The organism is Streptomyces sp. NBC_00582 (assembly GCF_036345155.1).
Lineage (GTDB): Bacteria > Actinomycetota > Actinomycetes > Streptomycetales > Streptomycetaceae > Streptomyces.
Genome location: NZ_CP107772.1, coordinates 1,733,090 through 1,750,572 on the forward strand (window position 1 = coordinate 1,733,090; position 17,483 = coordinate 1,750,572).

General features: G+C 70.2%; 15 protein-coding genes and 1 pseudogene. 4 read left to right on the forward strand and 12 right to left on the reverse strand.

Translation table 11 applies throughout. From position 1 onward, the window contains the following. Nucleotides 1-33: 33 nt before the first annotated feature. The 3 genes from glgC to OG852_RS07260 are packed head-to-tail and all read right to left on the reverse strand — an operon-like array spanning nucleotide 34 to nucleotide 3,288. Entirely contained in the window at nucleotides 34-1,254 is a 1,221-nt protein-coding gene (gene glgC, locus OG852_RS07250; protein WP_330347385.1) for a glucose-1-phosphate adenylyltransferase, read from the reverse strand. 54 nt (nucleotides 1,255-1,308) lie between these two features. Next, entirely contained in the window at nucleotides 1,309-2,481 is a 1,173-nt protein-coding gene (gene glgA / locus OG852_RS07255; protein WP_133915705.1) for a glycogen synthase, read from the reverse strand. A gap of 39 nt (nucleotides 2,482-2,520) precedes the next feature. Continuing rightward, on the reverse strand, nucleotides 2,521-3,288 hold the full coding sequence (locus OG852_RS07260; protein WP_133915706.1) for a (2Fe-2S)-binding protein: 768 nt from the start codon (nucleotides 3,286-3,288) through the stop codon (nucleotides 2,521-2,523). Nucleotides 3,289-3,497: 209 nt separating this feature from the next. Here OG852_RS07260 and OG852_RS07265 point away from each other — a divergent pair, with 209 nt between their 5' ends. After that, on the forward strand, nucleotides 3,498-4,697 hold the full coding sequence (locus OG852_RS07265) for a DMT family transporter (protein WP_330347386.1): 1,200 nt from the start codon (nucleotides 3,498-3,500) through the stop codon (nucleotides 4,695-4,697). On the opposite strand, the gene OG852_RS07270 is transcribed toward OG852_RS07265, so the two are convergent. Beyond that, nucleotides 4,687-5,856: a transglycosylase family protein gene (locus tag OG852_RS07270; protein ID WP_330347387.1), complete on the reverse strand. Its 1,170-nt coding sequence runs from the start codon at nucleotides 5,854-5,856 to the stop codon at nucleotides 4,687-4,689. The two genes, OG852_RS07265 and OG852_RS07270, sit on opposite strands and share 11 nt — an antisense overlap. A 164-nt stretch (nucleotides 5,857-6,020) precedes the next feature. Here OG852_RS07270 and gndA point away from each other — a divergent pair, with 164 nt between their 5' ends. After that, a complete protein-coding gene (gene gndA / locus OG852_RS07275; RefSeq protein ID WP_133915709.1) occupies nucleotides 6,021-7,460 on the forward strand; it encodes an NADP-dependent phosphogluconate dehydrogenase in 1,440 nt (479 codons plus the stop codon). An 802-nt stretch (nucleotides 7,461-8,262) separates the two neighbouring features. Here gndA and OG852_RS07280 read toward each other — a convergent pair. Next, the gene (locus OG852_RS07280; protein WP_330347388.1) at nucleotides 8,263-8,610 is read right to left on the reverse strand and encodes a GNAT family N-acetyltransferase; all 348 of its coding nucleotides are present in this window, start codon (nucleotides 8,608-8,610) and stop codon (nucleotides 8,263-8,265) included. A 47-nt stretch (nucleotides 8,611-8,657) separates the two neighbouring features. After that, on the reverse strand, nucleotides 8,658-9,077 hold the full coding sequence (gene panD / locus OG852_RS07285) for an aspartate 1-decarboxylase (RefSeq protein WP_330347389.1): 420 nt from the start codon (nucleotides 9,075-9,077) through the stop codon (nucleotides 8,658-8,660). Nucleotides 9,078-9,251: 174 nt separating this feature from the next. Between panD and OG852_RS07290 the strand changes: the two genes are divergently transcribed. Beyond that, nucleotides 9,252-10,202 (forward strand): CBASS cGAMP-activated phospholipase, encoded by a 951-nt coding sequence (locus tag OG852_RS07290; RefSeq protein ID WP_330347390.1) that lies wholly within the window; start codon nucleotides 9,252-9,254, stop codon nucleotides 10,200-10,202. Between the two features lie 23 nt (nucleotides 10,203-10,225). Here the strand turns inward: OG852_RS07290 and OG852_RS07295 are convergent, their stop codons facing one another. Beyond that, nucleotides 10,226-10,672 carry a hypothetical protein gene (locus tag OG852_RS07295; protein ID WP_133915714.1) on the reverse strand — a complete coding sequence of 149 codons (447 nt, stop codon included), beginning with the start codon at nucleotides 10,670-10,672 and terminating at the stop codon, nucleotides 10,226-10,228. 74 nt (nucleotides 10,673-10,746) lie between these two features. On the opposite strand from OG852_RS07295, the gene OG852_RS07300 reads away from it, so the two are divergent. Next, nucleotides 10,747-11,661: an SMODS domain-containing nucleotidyltransferase gene (locus OG852_RS07300; RefSeq protein WP_330347391.1), complete on the forward strand. Its 915-nt coding sequence runs from the start codon at nucleotides 10,747-10,749 to the stop codon at nucleotides 11,659-11,661. Between the two features lie 13 nt (nucleotides 11,662-11,674). Here OG852_RS07300 and OG852_RS07305 read toward each other — a convergent pair whose 3' ends face one another. The 5 genes and pseudogenes from OG852_RS07305 to OG852_RS07325 all read right to left on the reverse strand — a co-directional run bounded on the left by OG852_RS07305 (nucleotide 11,675) and on the right by OG852_RS07325 (nucleotide 17,474). After that, a complete protein-coding gene (locus OG852_RS07305) occupies nucleotides 11,675-12,946 on the reverse strand; it encodes a tetratricopeptide repeat protein (protein ID WP_166663658.1) in 1,272 nt (423 codons plus the stop codon). 79 nt (nucleotides 12,947-13,025) lie between these two features. Further along, nucleotides 13,026-14,528, reverse strand: coding sequence for a CHAT domain-containing protein (locus OG852_RS07310; protein ID WP_133915717.1), 1,503 nt, complete (start codon nucleotides 14,526-14,528; stop codon nucleotides 13,026-13,028). Nucleotides 14,529-14,546: 18 nt separating this feature from the next. Continuing rightward, nucleotides 14,547-16,340 (reverse strand): tetratricopeptide repeat protein, encoded by a 1,794-nt coding sequence (locus tag OG852_RS07315; RefSeq protein WP_166663659.1) that lies wholly within the window; start codon nucleotides 16,338-16,340, stop codon nucleotides 14,547-14,549. A gap of 212 nt (nucleotides 16,341-16,552) precedes the next feature. Continuing rightward, a pseudogene (locus tag OG852_RS07320) lies at nucleotides 16,553-16,720 on the reverse strand (AraC family transcriptional regulator); the annotation flags it as partial. Nucleotides 16,721-16,790: 70 nt separating this feature from the next. Next, nucleotides 16,791-17,474 (reverse strand): TetR/AcrR family transcriptional regulator, encoded by a 684-nt coding sequence (locus tag OG852_RS07325; RefSeq protein WP_133915719.1) that lies wholly within the window; start codon nucleotides 17,472-17,474, stop codon nucleotides 16,791-16,793. Nucleotides 17,475-17,483: the final 9 nt, after the last annotated feature.

Here is a 17,483-nt window from a genome sequence, read left to right on the forward strand (position 1 = left end):
TTCAGGCTACGCACAGTTAACAGGCGATTAAGTTCATGACACCCGCTGGCCCTTTCCGAGGGCGATGACCCCGTGCTCGGACACCGTGTACAGCTCTCCGTCGCGCTCGGGGTTGACCCCGATGGTCGCGCCGGGCGGGACCTCCACGTTCTTGTCCAGGACCGCGCCGCGCACCACCGCGCCCCGGCCGATGTGGACGTTGTCGTGCAGGATCGAGCCCTGGACGACCGCTCCCGGGTCGACCCGTACGCCGGGCGAGAGCACCGAACGGCTGACCTGGCCGCGGATCAGACAGCCCGCGCTGATGATCGACTCGCTGGCCATGCCGCCCGCGTTGAAGCGGGCCGGGGAGAGCTGGTTGGAGTGGGTGTAGATGGGCCAGCTGCGGTTGTAGAGGTTGAAGGCGGGGCGCTCGGCGATCAGGTCCATATGGGCGTCGTAATAGGCGTCGAGCGTGCCGACGTCCCGCCAGTAGCCCTGGTCGCGGGTGGTCTCGCCGGGGACGTGGTTGGCGCTGAAGTCGTAGAGCTGGGCATCGCCCCGCCGGGTGAGCTGGGGGAGGATCGAGCCGCCCATGTCGTGCACGGAGTCCTCCTCCTCGGCGTCCCGCTGGAGCGCCTCGATGAGGGCCTTGGTGGTGAAGATGTAGTTGCCCATCGAGGCGAACACGCTCTCCGGGTCGTCCCTGAGGCCGGGCGGGTCGGCGGGCTTCTCCAAGAAGTTCTCGACCGTCTGACCGTCCGAGCCGGGGCTGATCACCCCGAAGGAGGACGACTCTCCGCGCGGGACCCGGATGCCGGCCACCGTGACCCCGGCGCCGCTGTCGATGTGCTGCGCGAGCATCTGGCGCGGATCCATGCGGTAGACGTGGTCGGCGCCGAAGACCGCCACGTACTCGGGCCGCTCGTCGTAGACCAGGTTCAGCGACTGCAGGATGGCGTCGGCGCTGCCCAGGTACCAGCGTTTGCCGAGCCGCTGCTGGGCGGGCACCGGGGTGACGTAGTTGCCGAGCAGGCTGGACATCCGCCAGGTGGTGGTGATGTGCCGGTCCAGCGAGTGCGACTTGTACTGCGTGAGCACGCAGATGCGCAGGACGTCGGCGTTGACGAGGTTGGACAGCACGAAGTCGACGAGCCGGTAGGTGCCGCCGAACGTGACCGCGGGTTTGGCGCGGTCCGCGGTCAGGGGCATCAGCCGCTTGCCCTCACCGCCCGCCAGCACGATGCCGAGCACAGAAGGTCCACCACGACGCATTGGCCGCTCCCCTCACCCTGGTTGGAACCCATGGATGCCCCGCCGCGGGGCCCGCTACGCCTGTTTGAGGATCTCCTCGTACAGCCGGACCGTCCGCCGCGCCACCGCGTCCCAGCCGAACTCGTCCACCGCGCGCACCCGCCCCGCCTCACCCATTCGGCGTCCGGCCGCCGGATCCGCGAGGACCGTGTCCAGCGCCCGGGCGAGCCCCGCCTCGAACACCGCGTCGTCCTCGTCGACCGGTACGAGAAGGCCGGTCGCCCCGTCCTCGACGACCTCCGGTATCCCGCCGACCCGGGAGGCCACCACGGGCGTGCCGCAGGCCATCGCCTCCAGATTGACGATGCCGAGCGGCTCGTACACCGAGGGGCAGACGAACACAGCCGCGTGGGTGAGGAGTTGGATCACCTCGGGGCGGGGCAGCATGCGCGGGATCCAGTGCACGCCGTCGCGGGCGTCGCCGAGTTCGGTGAACAGGGCGCGGAACTCCTGGTCGATCTCCGGGGTGTCGGGGGCGCCCGCGCAGAGCACGACCTGGGCGGCGGGGTCGATGTCCCGTACGGCGCGCAGCAGATGGGGCACGCCCTTCTGGCGGGTGATGCGGCCGACGAACAGCACATAGGGCCGTTCGGGGTCCAGGCCGATCCTGTCCAGGGCGTCGGTGCCGTGATCCGGGCGGTAGAGGCCGGTGTCGATGCCGTTGTGCACCACGTGCACCCGCTCCGGGGCGAGCGCGGGATAGCAGGTGAGGATGTCCTCGCGCATCGCCGCCGATACGGCGACCACCGCGTCGGCGGCCTCCAGGGCGGTCCGCTCGGCCCAGCTCGACAGGGCGTAGCCGCCGCCCAGTTGCTCGGCCTTCCAGGGGCGCAGGGGCTCCAGCGAGTGCGCGGTCACCACGTGCGGGACGCCGTACAGCTCCTTGGCGAGATGGCCGGCGAGGTTGGCGTACCAGGTGTGGGAGTGGACGAGTTCGCGGCCTTCGAGGGCGGCGGCCATGGCGAGGTCCACGGAGAAGGTGCGCAGCGCGTCGTTGGCGCCGTCCAGGGCGGACCAGGGGCGGTGGCGCTGGATGCCCTCCGCGCGTTCCCTGAGGGAGCTCTCGCCCCAGCAGTGCACGTCGAGGTCGACGAGCCGGTGCAACTCGCGGGCGAGGAACTCCACATGGACGCCCGCGCCGCCGTACACGTCCGGGGGGTACTCCCGGGTCAGCAGTCCCACTCGCACCCGGAACCCCCCATTCTCAACGGCTGGTTCCCTTCATGGTCACCCAGACGGGGCGCGCGGGGAAGAGCGCGGGGGTCGTGTGAAGCAACAGTCGCCGCAGACTCCCCCGCCGGGCACCCGGTAGTAGAGGCAGCAGCTGCGGCGGCGGAAGGCGGTGCCGGCCGGGGTCTCGGCGCGGGTGCCGGTGTCGGCGAGCAGGGGGTGGGTGAACAGTTCGGCGGTGAGGGCACGCGCGCGTGCGGCGGTTCCGGGACGTCCGTGCAGGCGCGCCCAGCGTTCCAGCTGGCCGGCTGCTCCCGACAGCGCGGAGGCGGCGTTGCCGCGCAGGAGGCCGGCGGCGACGGGGTGCCGGGCGCGCAGGGCCGCCGACAGCGGTTCGAGATGATCGTCCAGTACGGCGGCGGCCAGGGTCGCGGCGTCGCCGGGCAGGGCCGCGACCTCGGTCAGCCACAGGTCGTCGGGGGCGCTGCCGTCCGGGTCCCAGCGCAGGAGCCGCGGATCGAGGTCGGGGATCGCGCCGTACAGGGCGGCACAGCCGAGGGCCACCGACCACAGCCGGGCGGCGAGCCCCTGCTGGGCCACGGAGGCGGCGATCCGCTCCTCGGGGGCCCGCAGCGCCCGGCTCACCTTCCGGACGCGGAAAGTCAGGCCGTTCCCGTGAACATCCGATGACCGGTCGTCGTAGACCGCCGCGAGGGTCGGCAGCGGGCGCGGCGGTTCTCCGGCCGCGCGTAGGAGGAAGAAGCCGCCGAGCGGGCGCAGCGCGGCGAGTTCGGGGTCGAGGTCCACGACGTGCAGTAGTACCAAGGGGGTCAGGGGCCGCGATCAGGGGGATCCCCCACACGTCACCCGTCTGAGGGAGGACCGTGGTCCCCTCGTACTCCATCGGCAGTAGGACCCATTGAGTGCTCAGGTACGACGACGGGAACAGATCGACAAGGCATCGTGTTGGTCATGAAAGCCGACCGTTCGCCGCGCCGGGTCCCGAGCCCCGGCCTTACGCAGAGGAACAGCTCATGAGCGCCCTCGCGTTGTCCGTGGTCCTGTCGCTGATCTCCGCCGTGGCGTACGCGTCCGGCGCGATCGTGCAGGAGCAGGTCGCGGTGTCGTCCCCGGACGAGCAGTACGCGCCGCTGCGCCGCCCCGGCTGGTGGGCGGCGGTCGTGCTGAACGGCCTCGGCGGACTGCTGCACGTGGTGGCGCTCGCCTACGGCCCGCTGAGCCTGGTGCAGCCGCTGGGCGCGCTGACCATCGTGTTCGCGCTGCCGATGGCGGCGCTGTTCGTCGGCCGCAGGGCCGGGGCGACGGCCTGGCGGGGCGCGATCATGGCCACGGTGGGTCTGGCGGGTCTGCTCTCCCTGGTCGGTGCCTCCGACGCCCAGTCGCTCGGCACCCCGCAGCGGGTGACCCTCGCCGTGGTCACCGCCGCCGCGGTGCTCTCCCTGATGGTCGCCGGGCGGGCCGCGCACCGGCATCCGGCCGTGCGCAGCATGCTGCTGGCGACCGCGTCCGGCATGGCCTTCGGCATGTCGTCCGTCTTCACCAAGACCGTCGCGGTCGACTGGACCGACGGCGTCTCGGCGGCGGACATCCCCTCCCTCGCCGTGATCGGTGTGCTGGCCACGGCCGGCATGCTGCTGTCGCAGGCGTCCTACCGGGGCGCGGGCCTCGCGGCGCCGCTGGCCACGCTGACCGTGGTGAACCCGGTGGTGGCGGCCGCGGTCGGCATCACGATGTTCGGCGAGACGTTCCGCTACGGCACGACGGGCACCATGCTCGCCCTGAGCTGTGGGGTGGTGGCGGCAGGCGGTCTGATCCTGCTGACCACCGAGCGTCTTCAAGGAGGATCCGCTGTGGCCGGGGCTGTGGCCGCACCGGAGGAAGAAGCGGTGAGGCCGGCCGGGCCCGCGCTCGCGTCGGCCGGGACGACACCGGACACCGCGGCGCTCACGGGCGCGGAGCAGGCGCTGATGCCGGTCCTGGCCGTGCTGCCGGAGGAACTGCTGGTGCCGACGCCGATCGCCTCGGACACCGTGGAGGTCCGGGAGGACGTGCGCCACGACAAGCCGCTCGTACCGGCCCAGGCCGGGGAGCCTCTCGCGGGGGCCTCCGACCCGGGCGACCGGCCGATGGTGTTCTTCCACAGTCCGCTCTACAGCGCGGCGTACATTCCGGTGCCGGCCGTCGACCGGCACCGGGTACGCGTCAAATCCTGACGCCCCCGGCCCGCAGATACGCCAGCGGGTCGACGTCCGTTCCGAAGCCGGGCCCGGTCCGCACCTCGAAGTGCAGATGCGGGCCCGTGCTGTTGCCCGTGGAGCCCGACCGCCCGATGCGCTGGCCGCCGCCCACCGACTGCCCGTCCCGCACGGAGATCGCGGACAGATGGGCGTACTGGGTGTAGCGGCCGTCGGCGTGTCGGATGACGACCTGGTAGCCGAAGGACCCGCCCCAGCCCGCGCTGACCACGGTGCCCGCGGCCACCGCCTTCACGGAGGTCCCGGTGGGCACGGGGAAGTCGACGCCGGTGTGGTAGCCCTTCGACCAGGAGGAGCCGGTGGCGTGGTACGGGGTTCCGGTGGCCGCGGCGACCGGGGCGACCAGGGAATGGCCGGTCTGCGCCTTGTCGTCGGCGTCGGATTCCTGTTCGGTGCGGGATCTGGACGTGCTCGGGCTCGTCCTGGGGGCGGACGTGCCGGCCGGTGCGCGCAGTTTCAGGCGCTGGCCCGGCAGGATCAGGTCGGGATCGGTGCCGATGGTGGTCCGGTTCGCGGCGTAGAGGCGCCGCCAGCCGCCCTTGACGTCCTGGGTGTCGGCGATGCCGGAGAGGGTGTCGCCGCGGACGACGGTGTACATCTCGGCGGTGCCGGCCCGCGACTGGGGCGTGGCCTGCGGCTGGACGTCTTTCAGCGAGGTCTTCGACGACTTGGCCGACGTGGCCGACTTGGTGGACGTGCCGCCGGAGGTGCCGTTCGGGTGGATGTCGGGGGTGTCGCCGTCCCGGCTCAGCCCGGCCCGTACCGAGCACACCGGCCAGGCACCCGGCCCCTGGCCTTCCAGGACCTTCTCCGCGATCGCGATCTGCTGGTCCCGGGTCGCCAGGTCGGCGCGGCGGGCGTACTGCTTGCCGCCGTACGCCTCCCAGGTCGACTGGGTGAACTGCAGGCCGCCGTAGAAGCCGTTGCCGGTGTTGATGTGCCAGTTGGTGCTGGACTCGCACGCGGCCACCTTGTTCCAGGTGTCCACGTCGGCCGCCTGGGCCGCGCCGGCGCCGATGAGCGGTATCGCCATCCCGGCGCCGCCCGCGGTGACGGTGAGTGAGGCCCGGTTGATCCTGTTCGGCTGGTACCGGCGGTGCCGGCCGCGTACGGCCATGGAGTTCCCCCTCGACAAGCGTCAGGAGGGGCAAAAGTACGGGTCGTTCACAGCCGGTGACAAGACCGCAATCAGCCGCTCCGGGTGCACCCATGGACGCCGGAAACCCGTAAGGATGGGCCCCAGAACGAAACAGACGGGCACCACCCCTAGGAGCCAGCCCTATGAGCACTACAGCGCAGATCGGTGTGACGGGACTCGCGGTCATGGGCCGCAATCTCGCCCGCAACTTCGCGCGCAACGGTTACACGGTGGCGCTGCACAACCGGACGGTGGCGCGCACCCACGCGCTGGTGGAGGAGTTCGGGGACGAGGGCACGTTCGTGGCGGCGGAGACCGCCAAGGACTTCGTGGCGGCGCTGGAACGGCCCCGCCGACTCGTGATCATGGTGAAGGCCGGTGAGCCGACCGACGCGGTGATCCAGGAGTTCGCTCCGCTCCTCGAACCCGGCGACATGATCATCGACGGCGGCAACGCGCACTTCGCGGACACCCGGCGCCGGGAGCGCGAACTGCGCGAGCAGGGCATCCACTTCGTCGGCACGGGCATCTCCGGCGGTGAGGAGGGCGCGCTGCACGGGCCGAGCATCATGCCCGGCGGCTCGCCGGAGTCGTACGGCTCGCTCGGACCGATGCTGGAGAGGATCTCCGCGAAGGCGGCGGACGGCGCGCCCTGTGTCACGCACGTCGGGCCGGACGGCGCCGGGCACTTCGTGAAGATGGTCCACAACGGCATCGAGTACGCCGACATGCAGCTGATCGGTGAGGCGTACCAGCTGCTGCGGGATGTCGCCGGGTACGCGCCGGCGCAGATCGCGGAGATCTTCCGCACCTGGAACCGGGGCCGTCTCGACTCGTACCTGATCGAGATCACGGCCGAGGTGCTGTCCCATGTGGACGCGGCGACCGGGAAGCCGTTCGTGGACGTCGTCGTGGACCAGGCGGAGCAGAAGGGTACGGGCCGCTGGACGGTCCAGATCGCCCTCGACCTGGGCGTGCCGGTGTCGGGCATCGCCGAGGCGGTCTTCGCGCGCTCGCTGTCCGGACACGCCGCGCTGCGGGAGGCGTCGCGGGGGCTGGCCGGACCGAAGGCGGCGCCGCTGGGCGAGGCGGAGGCGGCGGCTTTCGCCGACCGGGTGGAGCAGGCGCTGTACGCCTCGAAGATCGTGTCGTACACCCAGGGGTTCCACGAGGTCGCGGCGGGCAGCGAGGAGTACGGCTGGGACATCGACCTCGGCGCCGTCTCCGCGATCTGGCGGGGCGGGTGCATCATCAGGGCGGCGTTCCTGGACCGGATCCGGGCGGCGTACGACGCGCGGGCGGATCTGCCGAGTCTGCTGTCGGACGAGACGTTCGCCGCGGAGATCGGGGCCGCGCAGGACGACTGGCGTGAGGTGGTGGCGGCCGCCGTGCGGCAGGGGGTGCCGACGCCCGGGTTCGCGGCGGCGCTCGCGTACTACGACGCGTTGCGTGCCGAGCGGTTGCCTGCGGCGCTCACGCAGGGGCAGCGGGACTTCTTCGGGGCGCACACGTATCGGAGGGTGGACCGGGAGGGGGCCTTCCACACGCTGTGGGGCGGGGACCGGTCGGAGGTGCACGCGTAGCGCCTGCCGGCGGGGGGCCTTGGTGGGGTGCGGGTGGGTGGGGCTGGTCGCGCCGTTCCCCGCGCCCCTTCCAGGGCGGGTGCGGGACGGTGGGGGCTCCTCGCGCCGTTCCCCGCGCCCCTTCGAAGGCGGGTGCGGGACGGTGGGGGCTCCTCGCGCCGCTCCCCGCGCCCCTTCGAAGGCGGGTGCGGGACGGTGGGGGCTCCTCGCGCCGTTCCCCGCGCCCCTTCCAGGGAGGGTGCGGGACGGTGAGGGCTCCTCGCGCCGTTCCCCGCGCCCCTTCCAGGGCGGGTGCGGGACGGTGGGGGCTCCTCGCGCCGTTCCCCGCGCCCCTTCCAGGGCGGGTGCGGGACGGTGGGGGCTCCTCGCGCCGCTCCCCGCGCCCCTTCCCGGGCGGGTGCGGGACGGTGGGGGCTCCTCGCGCCGTTCCCCGCGCCCCTGGGGGTGTTGCGGTGGGCGGTGTTTGGAATGTGCCGCCCATGCGTTTCTATGTCAGCGGCGGGCCCGGTTCCGGGTTCGGGACGGGTTCCGGGCCTGGCGGGATCGGGGACGGGGAGGGGTCCGGCGGTGGGCCCGGCATCGGGGGCGGCTGGGGAGCCGGTGGGGGTTCGGGGGCCGGCACCGGGGTGGGGAAGGGGTCCGGTGGGCCCGGGGGCGGTGTCGGTGTGGGCGGGGCGGGGTCGGGGGGTGGGGTGGTCATCGTGTCCTCCGGCCAGTCGTCAGGCTTGGCTCTGGACTACTCCCCCACGTACCCGACGCCGCCCCGGACACTCACCCGGGTGGGCCCGTCCCGGGTGGGCGGTCAGAAGCGGCCGGGGTGGCTGCGCAGCCAGTCCTTCGCGGCCGTGAGCAGTGCCGGGTCGGCCGGCGGGGCCTCCTCCGGGTGGCGGGCGGCCCACTGCACGACGTACGGGCAGAGCGGGGCGACCGGAATGCCCTCGCGCGCGGCGATGACGTACAGCTCGCGCGCGAGGGACCCCGCGATGCCCTTGCCCTCGTGGGCCGGCTCCACGATGGTGTGCACCGGGACGAGGGCGCGGGCGGGCGCCTCCAGGACGAAGTACTCGATGCGCCCCACGACCTCGCCCGCCCCGCCGAGGGCTTCGAGGCGGCCCGCCGCCCGGTCGTCGCGGATCTCGATGTCGCTCATGGGCACTCCCGGTGCGATGGCTGCGGACGGTCCGGCCGACGCGTCGCTCAGACGGAGACCGCGTGCGGACTGCGCCGCTGGTCGGAGCCCGGAACCGGCTCCGACGGGTCGGCCCCGAGGGCCACGATCCGGTTGTCGCCGTCCACGTGCACGACCCGCGGCTTCAGCGCCCTCGCCTCGGCGTCGGTGACCTGAGCGTAACTGATGATGATCACCAGATCTCGGGGGTGCACGAGATGGGCGGCGGCACCGTTGATCCCGACCACCCCCGAGCCACGCTCACCCTCGATGACGTACGTCTCCAGCCGGGCGCCGTTGGTGATGTCGACGATGTGGACCAGCTCACCGGGCAGCAGATCGGCGGCGTCCAGCAGGTCGGCGTCGATGGTCACGGATCCCACGTAGTGCAGGTCGGCCTGGGTGACGGTGGCGCGGTGGATCTTGGACTTGAACAGAGTACGCAGCATTTGGACTCCTGAAAGACGGCTCCCTGCCCGCTTACTGCAGGTCAAGGGCGGTCTTCACTCTACTGGGCACCTCGGACGCCAAGACTGTGAGGTACATCGCTTCGCCATGTCAGCTCCCGCACAGGCGAATTCAGGGAGCGGCGCTCGCGTGGGAGGGCGTGCCACCATGGTCGAATGACTGGTGCGCGGTTCCAGATCCTGGCACTTGACGGTGGTGGGCTGCGGGGGATCTTCTCGGCCGCAGTGCTCGCGGCGTTGGAGGAGGACGCGGGCGTGAGGGTGGTGGATCATTTCGATCTGATCGCCGGAACGTCGACGGGCGGAATCATCTCACTCGGCCTCGGCCTCGGAATGCGGCCGCGCGAGATACTCGACTTCTACCTCAGGCTGGGGCCGCGCGTGTTCAAGAACATGATGGGGCTCCGCACGGCACGCCAGCTCGTCCGGGCGAAATACGCATCGGGCCCGTTGGAGTCGGCGCTGCGCGAGGTCTTCGGCGATCGGACCTTCGGGGAGAGTTCCAAGCGGCTCGTCATCGCCTCGTACAACCTCGGCGCCGACGACGTCTATCTGTTCCGGACGGCGCACCATCCGAGGCTCGCGCGTGACTGGCGGGAGCACGCGTACGCCGTCGCCATGGCCACGGTTGCCGCGCCGACCTATCTGCCGGGATATCCGCTGTCCGGCACGCGACTGGTCGACGGCGGGCTCTGGGCCAACAATCCGTCGATGATCGCGCTGGTCGAAGCGGTCGGAACCTGTGCGGTGCCTCTCGACGCGCTGCACGTGTTCAGTCTGGGCACGACCACCGAAGCCCGTCATCGCAGCCGTCGACTCGACCGGGGCGGGATGGTGCAGTGGGGCCGCGATGCCGTCGACGTCATCTTGCGCGCGCAGTCGATCAGTGCGAACAACCAGGTGCATCACCTGACATCGCCACAGCGGTTGCTGCGCCTGAACCCGGTCGTTCCTGCTGGACTCACGGCGTTGGACAAGGTGGACGCCGACGATCTGATCGGCTGGGCCTCGCACTTGAGCCGGTCGGCGGGGCCGCGATTCAGGGAATTCCTTGAGCACAGGGCACCACGATTCGCACCCTTCCACGGCTCGAACGGTGCGGCCTGAGTGCGATACACAAAAGATGTGCGCTACGGGGAATGCGCCGGTCCGGCGCTCTCGGCCACAGGCACCACGCTCAAATGGTAGATGGCGCCGGTCTTGTCGGCATACAGACTGAACACGCCCATCCGACTCACCCCGTTGATATGCCAGTAGGTGTCGTCGACCAACACCATGTGGTACACCTGGCTGTCGAGGTGCCCAGCGCTGCTCAGCAGCAATTGAGCCTTTTGCAGCACCTGAGGGGAATCCAACTGGGGCCTGTGAGCCGACATGATGCCGCTCTCCGCGATAAGATCGGCGATCTTTCCGAGGTTTTTCGGGGACACACTGCGCAGGCTGCCGACAGCCAGCCGCAGAACCTCGGATCTCAGTCCAAGGTCATCGGCGCCGTCGGCGACATGGTCGCCCATGTCATCGTCCACCTCCAGGTACAGTCCGCCCCCGCCCTGAAGCGGGAATCCCAGAAATCCCATACGTCCATCATGACAGCACCCGGACTCAGAACGGCGCGTGTCCAGGAAAGCGACTCGGGGTTCAGGTGTGGCCGGTGACGGGGACCGACCTCCATGACTTCAGGACATTCCTCGAACGGCACGTCAACATCGACAGAGCGCGTCTTCGGAGGCTGGAGGAGACGGTTCAACGACTCCAAGCGGCACTTCGGCGGCACGCGGGGTTCCGCGAGACCGAACCTCTGTTCCTGCCCCAGGGCTCATGGGCGCAGCAGACGATCATCGCTCCAGGGCGCCGAACCGACTTCGACGCGGATCTCCTCGTTTCCCGGCGGCCCGAGCCCTCGTGGAGTGCGAGACCGGCCGAGTACCTGTACTCGTTGCAGGCGATGGTGGCCGAGAGTCTCGGGAGCCGGCACTCCGTCCGGGTGAAGACACGATGCGTCGAGGTGTCGTTCGAAGACCACCACGTCGACCTCGTCCCCTATGTCCCGCGGCCCTTCACAGGCAGCCTGTCACCCGGCTCCATCGTGAATCGCGCCGAGAACCGATTCGAGCCGGTCGACCCCGATGGCTTCACCCGATGGTTCCTCGACCGCGACAGCGCGGCCGGCGGGCATCTGCGCCATGTCACACGGTTGTTGAAGTTCGCCCGCGACCGGGAATCCGGGCTCGAAGTCCCGTCGGTCATCCTGACGGTTCTGCTCGGTCGGCAGATACGTCGTGCGACCGCGGCAGGCGGCGGCTACATCGATCTCCCGACCGCGCTCCGCACTGTTCTCACCGACCTGGCCCACTGGCTCTCCCTACGGCCGACGCTTCCCGAGATCGCCGACCCCAGCTGCTCGAAGGCCGAGTTCGGACACCGCCTGAACGCGCATTCCTATGGACGACTGCGAAGCTGGATCGCCGAGTGCTCCTTTCTCGTCGAGTCCGCCTCCACCGCTCAGGACGACACCGAGCGGCTCCGGTGCTGGCGGCTGCTGTTCGGAGACGGGTTCGGCGAGTGAGAGTTCCCTCGGTTCATTCCGAACGTCCGTGCTCTGTCAGAAGGCGTTCCAGCGCGACTGAGCCGTTCCGCAGGTGTGGTGGGCCGCCTCCGCCGACGGCGCGGAGTTCCTCACCGTCCTCCATGTACGCGGGGAGCCGAGCGGGCCAGCCGCAGTCGACCGTCGGCGGCACCACCGACGGCATCTCGGACGCGGCGCTGTCCAGGGAGGTGATGCCCCGAGGCAGCTCCATCCCCGGCCGCAGCGTCGTGGCGCGCATGGCTTCGATCAGTTCGGCGAGCAGAGCGCTGTCACCGGAACCCGCCGCAAGTTCGAGTGCTTTTCCGGCGGCCTGCTCGGTCGCGGTCCGCCACTCGGCGCGCGCCGTCACCTCCGGCAGCCCCCAGGTCATCGATCGCATGACGGCCCAGGCGGGAACGACGTAGGACAACGCCCGTTCTGGATCACCACTCCAGCTGACACCGAGATTGTGAACGGCATGCGCCAGCGCCAACCACTGTCCTGTATGCCGGTAGGACTCAGCGGCGGCTTCGAACCTCTCGCGAGCCAGGGAAAGGTCGCCGCCATCAAGAGCCATGATCCCGAGTCCGAGCAGTGAGTCGGCGATCTCGTGCTCACGATGGGTGGCCCGGTAGCCCTCCATGGCCCGCCGGTACAACTCGGCGGCCTCCGTCGGATTGCCCGAGACCCGGGCGAGCTCTGCCAGATTGTGGTCGAGCTGCGCCCACTTCGACGCCACGCCAAGGCGCTCGTACGTCGCGCGGGACCGTGTGAGGCGCACGTGTGCCTCCGCATAACGCGCCAAAGCCTTCAGCGCCAAGCCCGCGTTCTCGTCGACTTCGGCCATCTTGACCAGAAGAACGTCCCCTGACAACTGCGCTCGATAGCCGTCCTCCGCCGCAGACAGGTGACGCAAAGCCGCACCGCACTGCCCGAGCCCGATCAGCACCGCCGCGATGTTCACCCTGCAGTCGGCGGCTCTGACCAGGTCGATGCCTTCGATGCCGAGCAGAGCGCGATAGTAGTACCACCGTGCCCGGTAGAGGTCGCTACGTGTGTAGGCCACATTGCCCAGGTACTGCTCGACGAGCGCGACGGCGTGAAAGCTGGAGATGGCCACATATTGGTCACGCGCGCTGTTGTACAGACGGTCGGCCTCTTCGAGCTCATTGCGCATCCAGCAGATGGTGGCGAGATTGCAGACGACGTCTGCGGCCCGCCCCTTGTCGTCGATGGACTCATAGAGCTGGAGGGCGCGACCGTAGGACTGCTCGGCACTGTCCAACCTGCCGTCCGTAAGTGCTCTGTTGCCCTGCTCGAGGAGCTCGTCGGCTGCTCGCCGGTCGGCACCGCCACTCATGTCGTCACCGCACGCTGTCCGGCAGAACGTAGGTGAGGAGGCACGCCCAGGTGAGGGGCGCGGCCTGGCGGAGATCCTCCATCCGGACGGACGACCTCCATGCGGCGAGCTGTCGGCATTGCCAGGTGCGGATGGCGGCCACCGGGTCGGCACTGTCGTGGGCCCGGTCGACTGCCAGAGCCATGGCTGTCGTCGCACCCTCGCCTGGACGCACCGTGTCGCCGATGACATGGACGGACTGGTCGGTCGGACAGGTCCACCTCGTGGTCGTCACGACGCGTGCTCCGGCGTTGACCGCGGCCAGAGTGAGCCCGGCCTGCTCCACATAACGGCTGTCGTCGGCTTCGCACGCGATCAGAGCGACACGGCGAGGCATCGGCCACCGATTCGGCGCGTGCAACCAGACCCGCGCACTCAGCGCATGCGCATCCGCGAGGTCTTCCAGCACCCTGCCGTCGTCGGCGCGCAGCGGTTCCTGATCCGTGTCGGTCTGCGCGGCCGTACTGAAACGCAAGGCCGAGGTCGTCGGGGAGACGGCGTCGCCGCTCTCGACGTGCCCGAGGAACAGCACTCGTGTCCACTCACGCCGATTCAGGAGCTCGCCGAACGTCTCGCGCGTACACGCGCGCGACACGGTCTCGTGCTCTCGGTCGGACGGGGCCGTCCAGGACGTCGGCAACCCCGCGGGGTAGATCGGCGGTGCGTCCTCGGCCTGGCCGTCAGCGGTGGGGTCGATGATCCGCAGCGCGGGCCCGCCGACGATCTCGGGCGCCGCCGGTCGCGCCAGATCCACGAGTGAGGCAGGGCTGAGCCCGCCCCGGATGAAGGCCACCTCCACCGCGCGGAGGTCGTCCTCGTCCCGCACGACGAGGAGTTCCCAGGGAATCCGGCCGAGGTCCGGTCCCGGTGCGATCACGAGGGTCGTCGCGGGGGTCTCCTGTGGCCCGAACGACGCCAGATACTCGCGCAGGACGGGAGGCAGGAGCAGCGCCCCCAGTTTTCCGAACAGGTCGCGATTGGCGGCGCGATCGACCAACGGGCCGTTCCAGGCACGTCGCTTCGCCTCGTTCCGCTCCGATCGCAGTCGCACGGCGATTTCCAGGAGCCGCGCCACGGCTTCCACGTCATCCGGGTCGCCGCTGTCTCCTTGGGGTTCGCCCAACTGCTCATGCAGTTCTCTCACCCGTCGGTCGGTCTCCTCGGAAACGCTTCCGGGCAGCCCCGCGATCATGCGTCCGACGAGCGGATGTACCTCGTCCCAGTCAACGGCGCCGGCACTCAACAGGATCTGTGACACGCCGCTCCCACCGTCGGCGAGCCGCTCACCCCGTGATGGGTCCGGTGAAGTCGTCACCGTCCCCCACACGGCCGGACTGACGCGCGCCCGCACCGCGGCGGCCGCCTCGACCGGGTCGGCCGAGCTGGAAACCGCGGTCGTCCACCAATACAGCTTCTCCCCGGCCCGCCAATATCCCAGCCACCAGACAGTCGATACTGTGGAGTGCAACGTCGGATCCCCCGATGGTCACGGCAACAGGACGTTCAGAACAGGGACTACCTCGGTCGAGAGTCTGATGCCGTTGCCGGGACCGGTGTCGGTTTCCGACGCGGATTCCCGCACACCGAGGATGTGCCGCGCTCTCCGGATGAACGGTTCGAGCTCGGAGTGCGGAGCGCACTCCACCACCGCCGCAAAGGTCACGGGAAGCGACGACAGATCGTCGTCCTGGTCCGCGTCAGGCAGCTCAGGACGACCAGGATGCGCCAGATCCAGGCCACCGATCGCCCGCGCACGCTCGATCATCTCAGCAAGGAGGAGCGGCGTCCCGGACATGAGCCCGGCGTCGAACGCCGCGGCGGCGTGTCTGCCGATCTCCTCGCGCCACAGCGTCCGTTCCACCGGCGCACGGAACGTGAATCGCGCCGCCTCGAGAGCGATCCATGCCGAAATCACCCGGTCCCTGCGTTCCGAGGTGTCGCTCGGCCAGGTCAGACCCTCGTTGTGGAGGCACCTGGCCACGCGCGCCCAGAGCCCCAGTTCCCGGAAGCTGAGCTCCGCTTTCGCGTAACGTCGCCGTGCGTCCTCGAAATTTTCGGTCGCCGCATCCACAATTCCCAGGTTCATATCGAGATCGGCGACGGCCAGGGGTTGTTTCAGCTTTTCGAACGACCTCTGTGCGGTGCTGTAGCAGGCGCGCGCCCTGTCCCATTCCTTCATGCCCGCATACGCGACGCCGAGATTCAGCTCGATACTCGCCGTTGTCAACTCGGTCGCATCGATCGCACCCGCCCGGGCGGCGAACAGTGTGTCGATCGCTTCGGACCATTCCTCCTGATCGCACTTGACGACACCGAGGTTGAGCCGGGTCTCGGTCACTTCACGGCTCAGTCCGTGCCTCTCATAGGTTTCGAGAGCCTCTCCATAGGCGGCGGCCGCACCGGCGTGGTTGCCGATCCGCCTTTCCACTGCCGCCATGCCGCACATGAGTCGCGCGCTCTCGAGCTCCATGTCCATGTCCGAGAACATGCGGTGGGCTCGGCGCATGAGCCGGAGGGCACGTGCGTAGCGGCCCGTCTGCATGAGGACATAGCCCTGATTGGTCAGCACGTCCGCGAGTTCGCGCGGCAACCGAAGCTCGCGGTAGATCGCCTCCGCCTCCTCGAGCAGTGAGCCGGCGGCGCTGTAGCGTCCGTGGCGAGCGAAGAGAGTCGCCAGGGTCGTGTCCGCGGCGGCAAGTCTGTGCGAGTTGTCGAGCGCTGCTGAATCGACGGGGTCCGCATCGCCTGTGTGCGCGGTTCCGGCGCTGAGGATGTCGGTCCGGAGCTCGGTCAGCAACCGCTCGGCTTCCGCGAGTTGACCGGATCGTTCGACCAACACCGCCATGTTCAACCGTACGTCCAGCGCGGCCGGCAACTGCCCGTGCCGCTCGTACAACTCCTGGGCACGGCGATAGTGGTCGGCGGCCGCACGGAGTTCATTGAGGCGACGTGCCAGAATGCCGGCCGTCATCCGCACGTTCGCCTCATGTGTGTCGAAGGCCGTCTCGCCGTTACCGGGCGCCAGGTTGAGGGCTTCGTCAACGATCTCGCGGGCTTGCGCCAGATTGCCGCACCGCATCAGCGCCAGGCCCAGGTTGTGCAGGGCCGCGGATGTCTCAAGCCTCGCGCCGAGTGCGGAGAACCTCCTGGCCACATCCTGGAAGATCGCCGCGGCCTCGATGTGGCGGCCTTGTCGCAGAGCGTCGAGTCCTTTCGCGTTGTGCGCCGCCGCAACCGCGGCACGGTTGTCGCCGGAGTGAGAGCTCTGCGGATTCTCCACAGGCCCACGATAGGCGAAAACCCAATCCGCTGACGGAGGTTGAGGGCTCGGCACAGGGAGGCCGACGGTGCGGCTTCTCCGCGCGGTGTCGCCCTTGTCCCTGGCCGGGGGTCGACGACGGTCCGGGGCCCCTCGGCGCGTCCCCGGACCCCGTTGCGGAAGTCGATCGGGGAACGGCCGGTGCGTCGCACGACGTACTTGCTGAACTGGGAGGGCGTGACGAAGCCGAGGCGGTCCGAGATCTGGGCGGCGGTCTCGTCGCCGTGCGCCGGCAGACGCTTCGCCTCCGGCACGACCCGGCGGTCGATGAACTCCTTCGCGCTGAGCCCGGAGGCAGCCAGGGTCGCCCGGGCGAGGGTGCGTCCCGAATGGCCGAGCATGTGGGCGTGCGCGGGCACCCGCCCCTGACACGGCGTCGCCGGATCCGGTCACGGGCGGGCGTTCCGCGGCTCACCTCACGCGGCTGAGCCGGATCATGGCCCGGTACAGGGCCGTGGGGGCGGGGGCGTCGGCCAGCGGGGGCACGGGGGCGTCGGGGGCGGCGTAGGAGCGCAGCATGTGGCCGACGAGGCGGCGCCAGGTGTCGGGGGCGTCGTCGCCGGTGGCGGCGACGACGCCGGCGTTGGCCATGAGCAGGATGACCAGGTCCTCCGGGGTGAAGTCGTCGCGCAGCCGGCCGGTGGCCTTGGCGCGGTCGATGAGTTCGACGAAGCCGTCGTACGCCTCGGTGCGGCGGGCTTCCAGGGCCTTGGCGGCGGGGAAGGTCATGGTCAGGACGTCGGCGAAGCCCCGGTCGGCGGCCTGCATGGCGCAGACGGCCCGGAGGTAGCCGGCGAAGCCGTGCCAGGGGTCGGGGTCGGCGAGGGCTTCGGTGACGGCGGCGGCGTAGGCGTCCATACGGTCGGAGAAGACGGCGGTGACGAGGGCCTCGCGGGTGGCGAAGCGGCGGGCGAGGGTGGCCTTGCCGACGCCGGCCTCGCGGGCGACGGAGGCCATGGAGACGCCGAGCCCTTCGGTGGCGTAGAGGCGGCGGGCGGCGGCGAGGATGCGGTCGCGGTTGCGTTCGGCATCGGCGCGCAGTCCCGGTTCGGGTTGCCGACCTGGGTCTTCTGCGGGGACTGCGGATGCGCTCATGCCCTCATC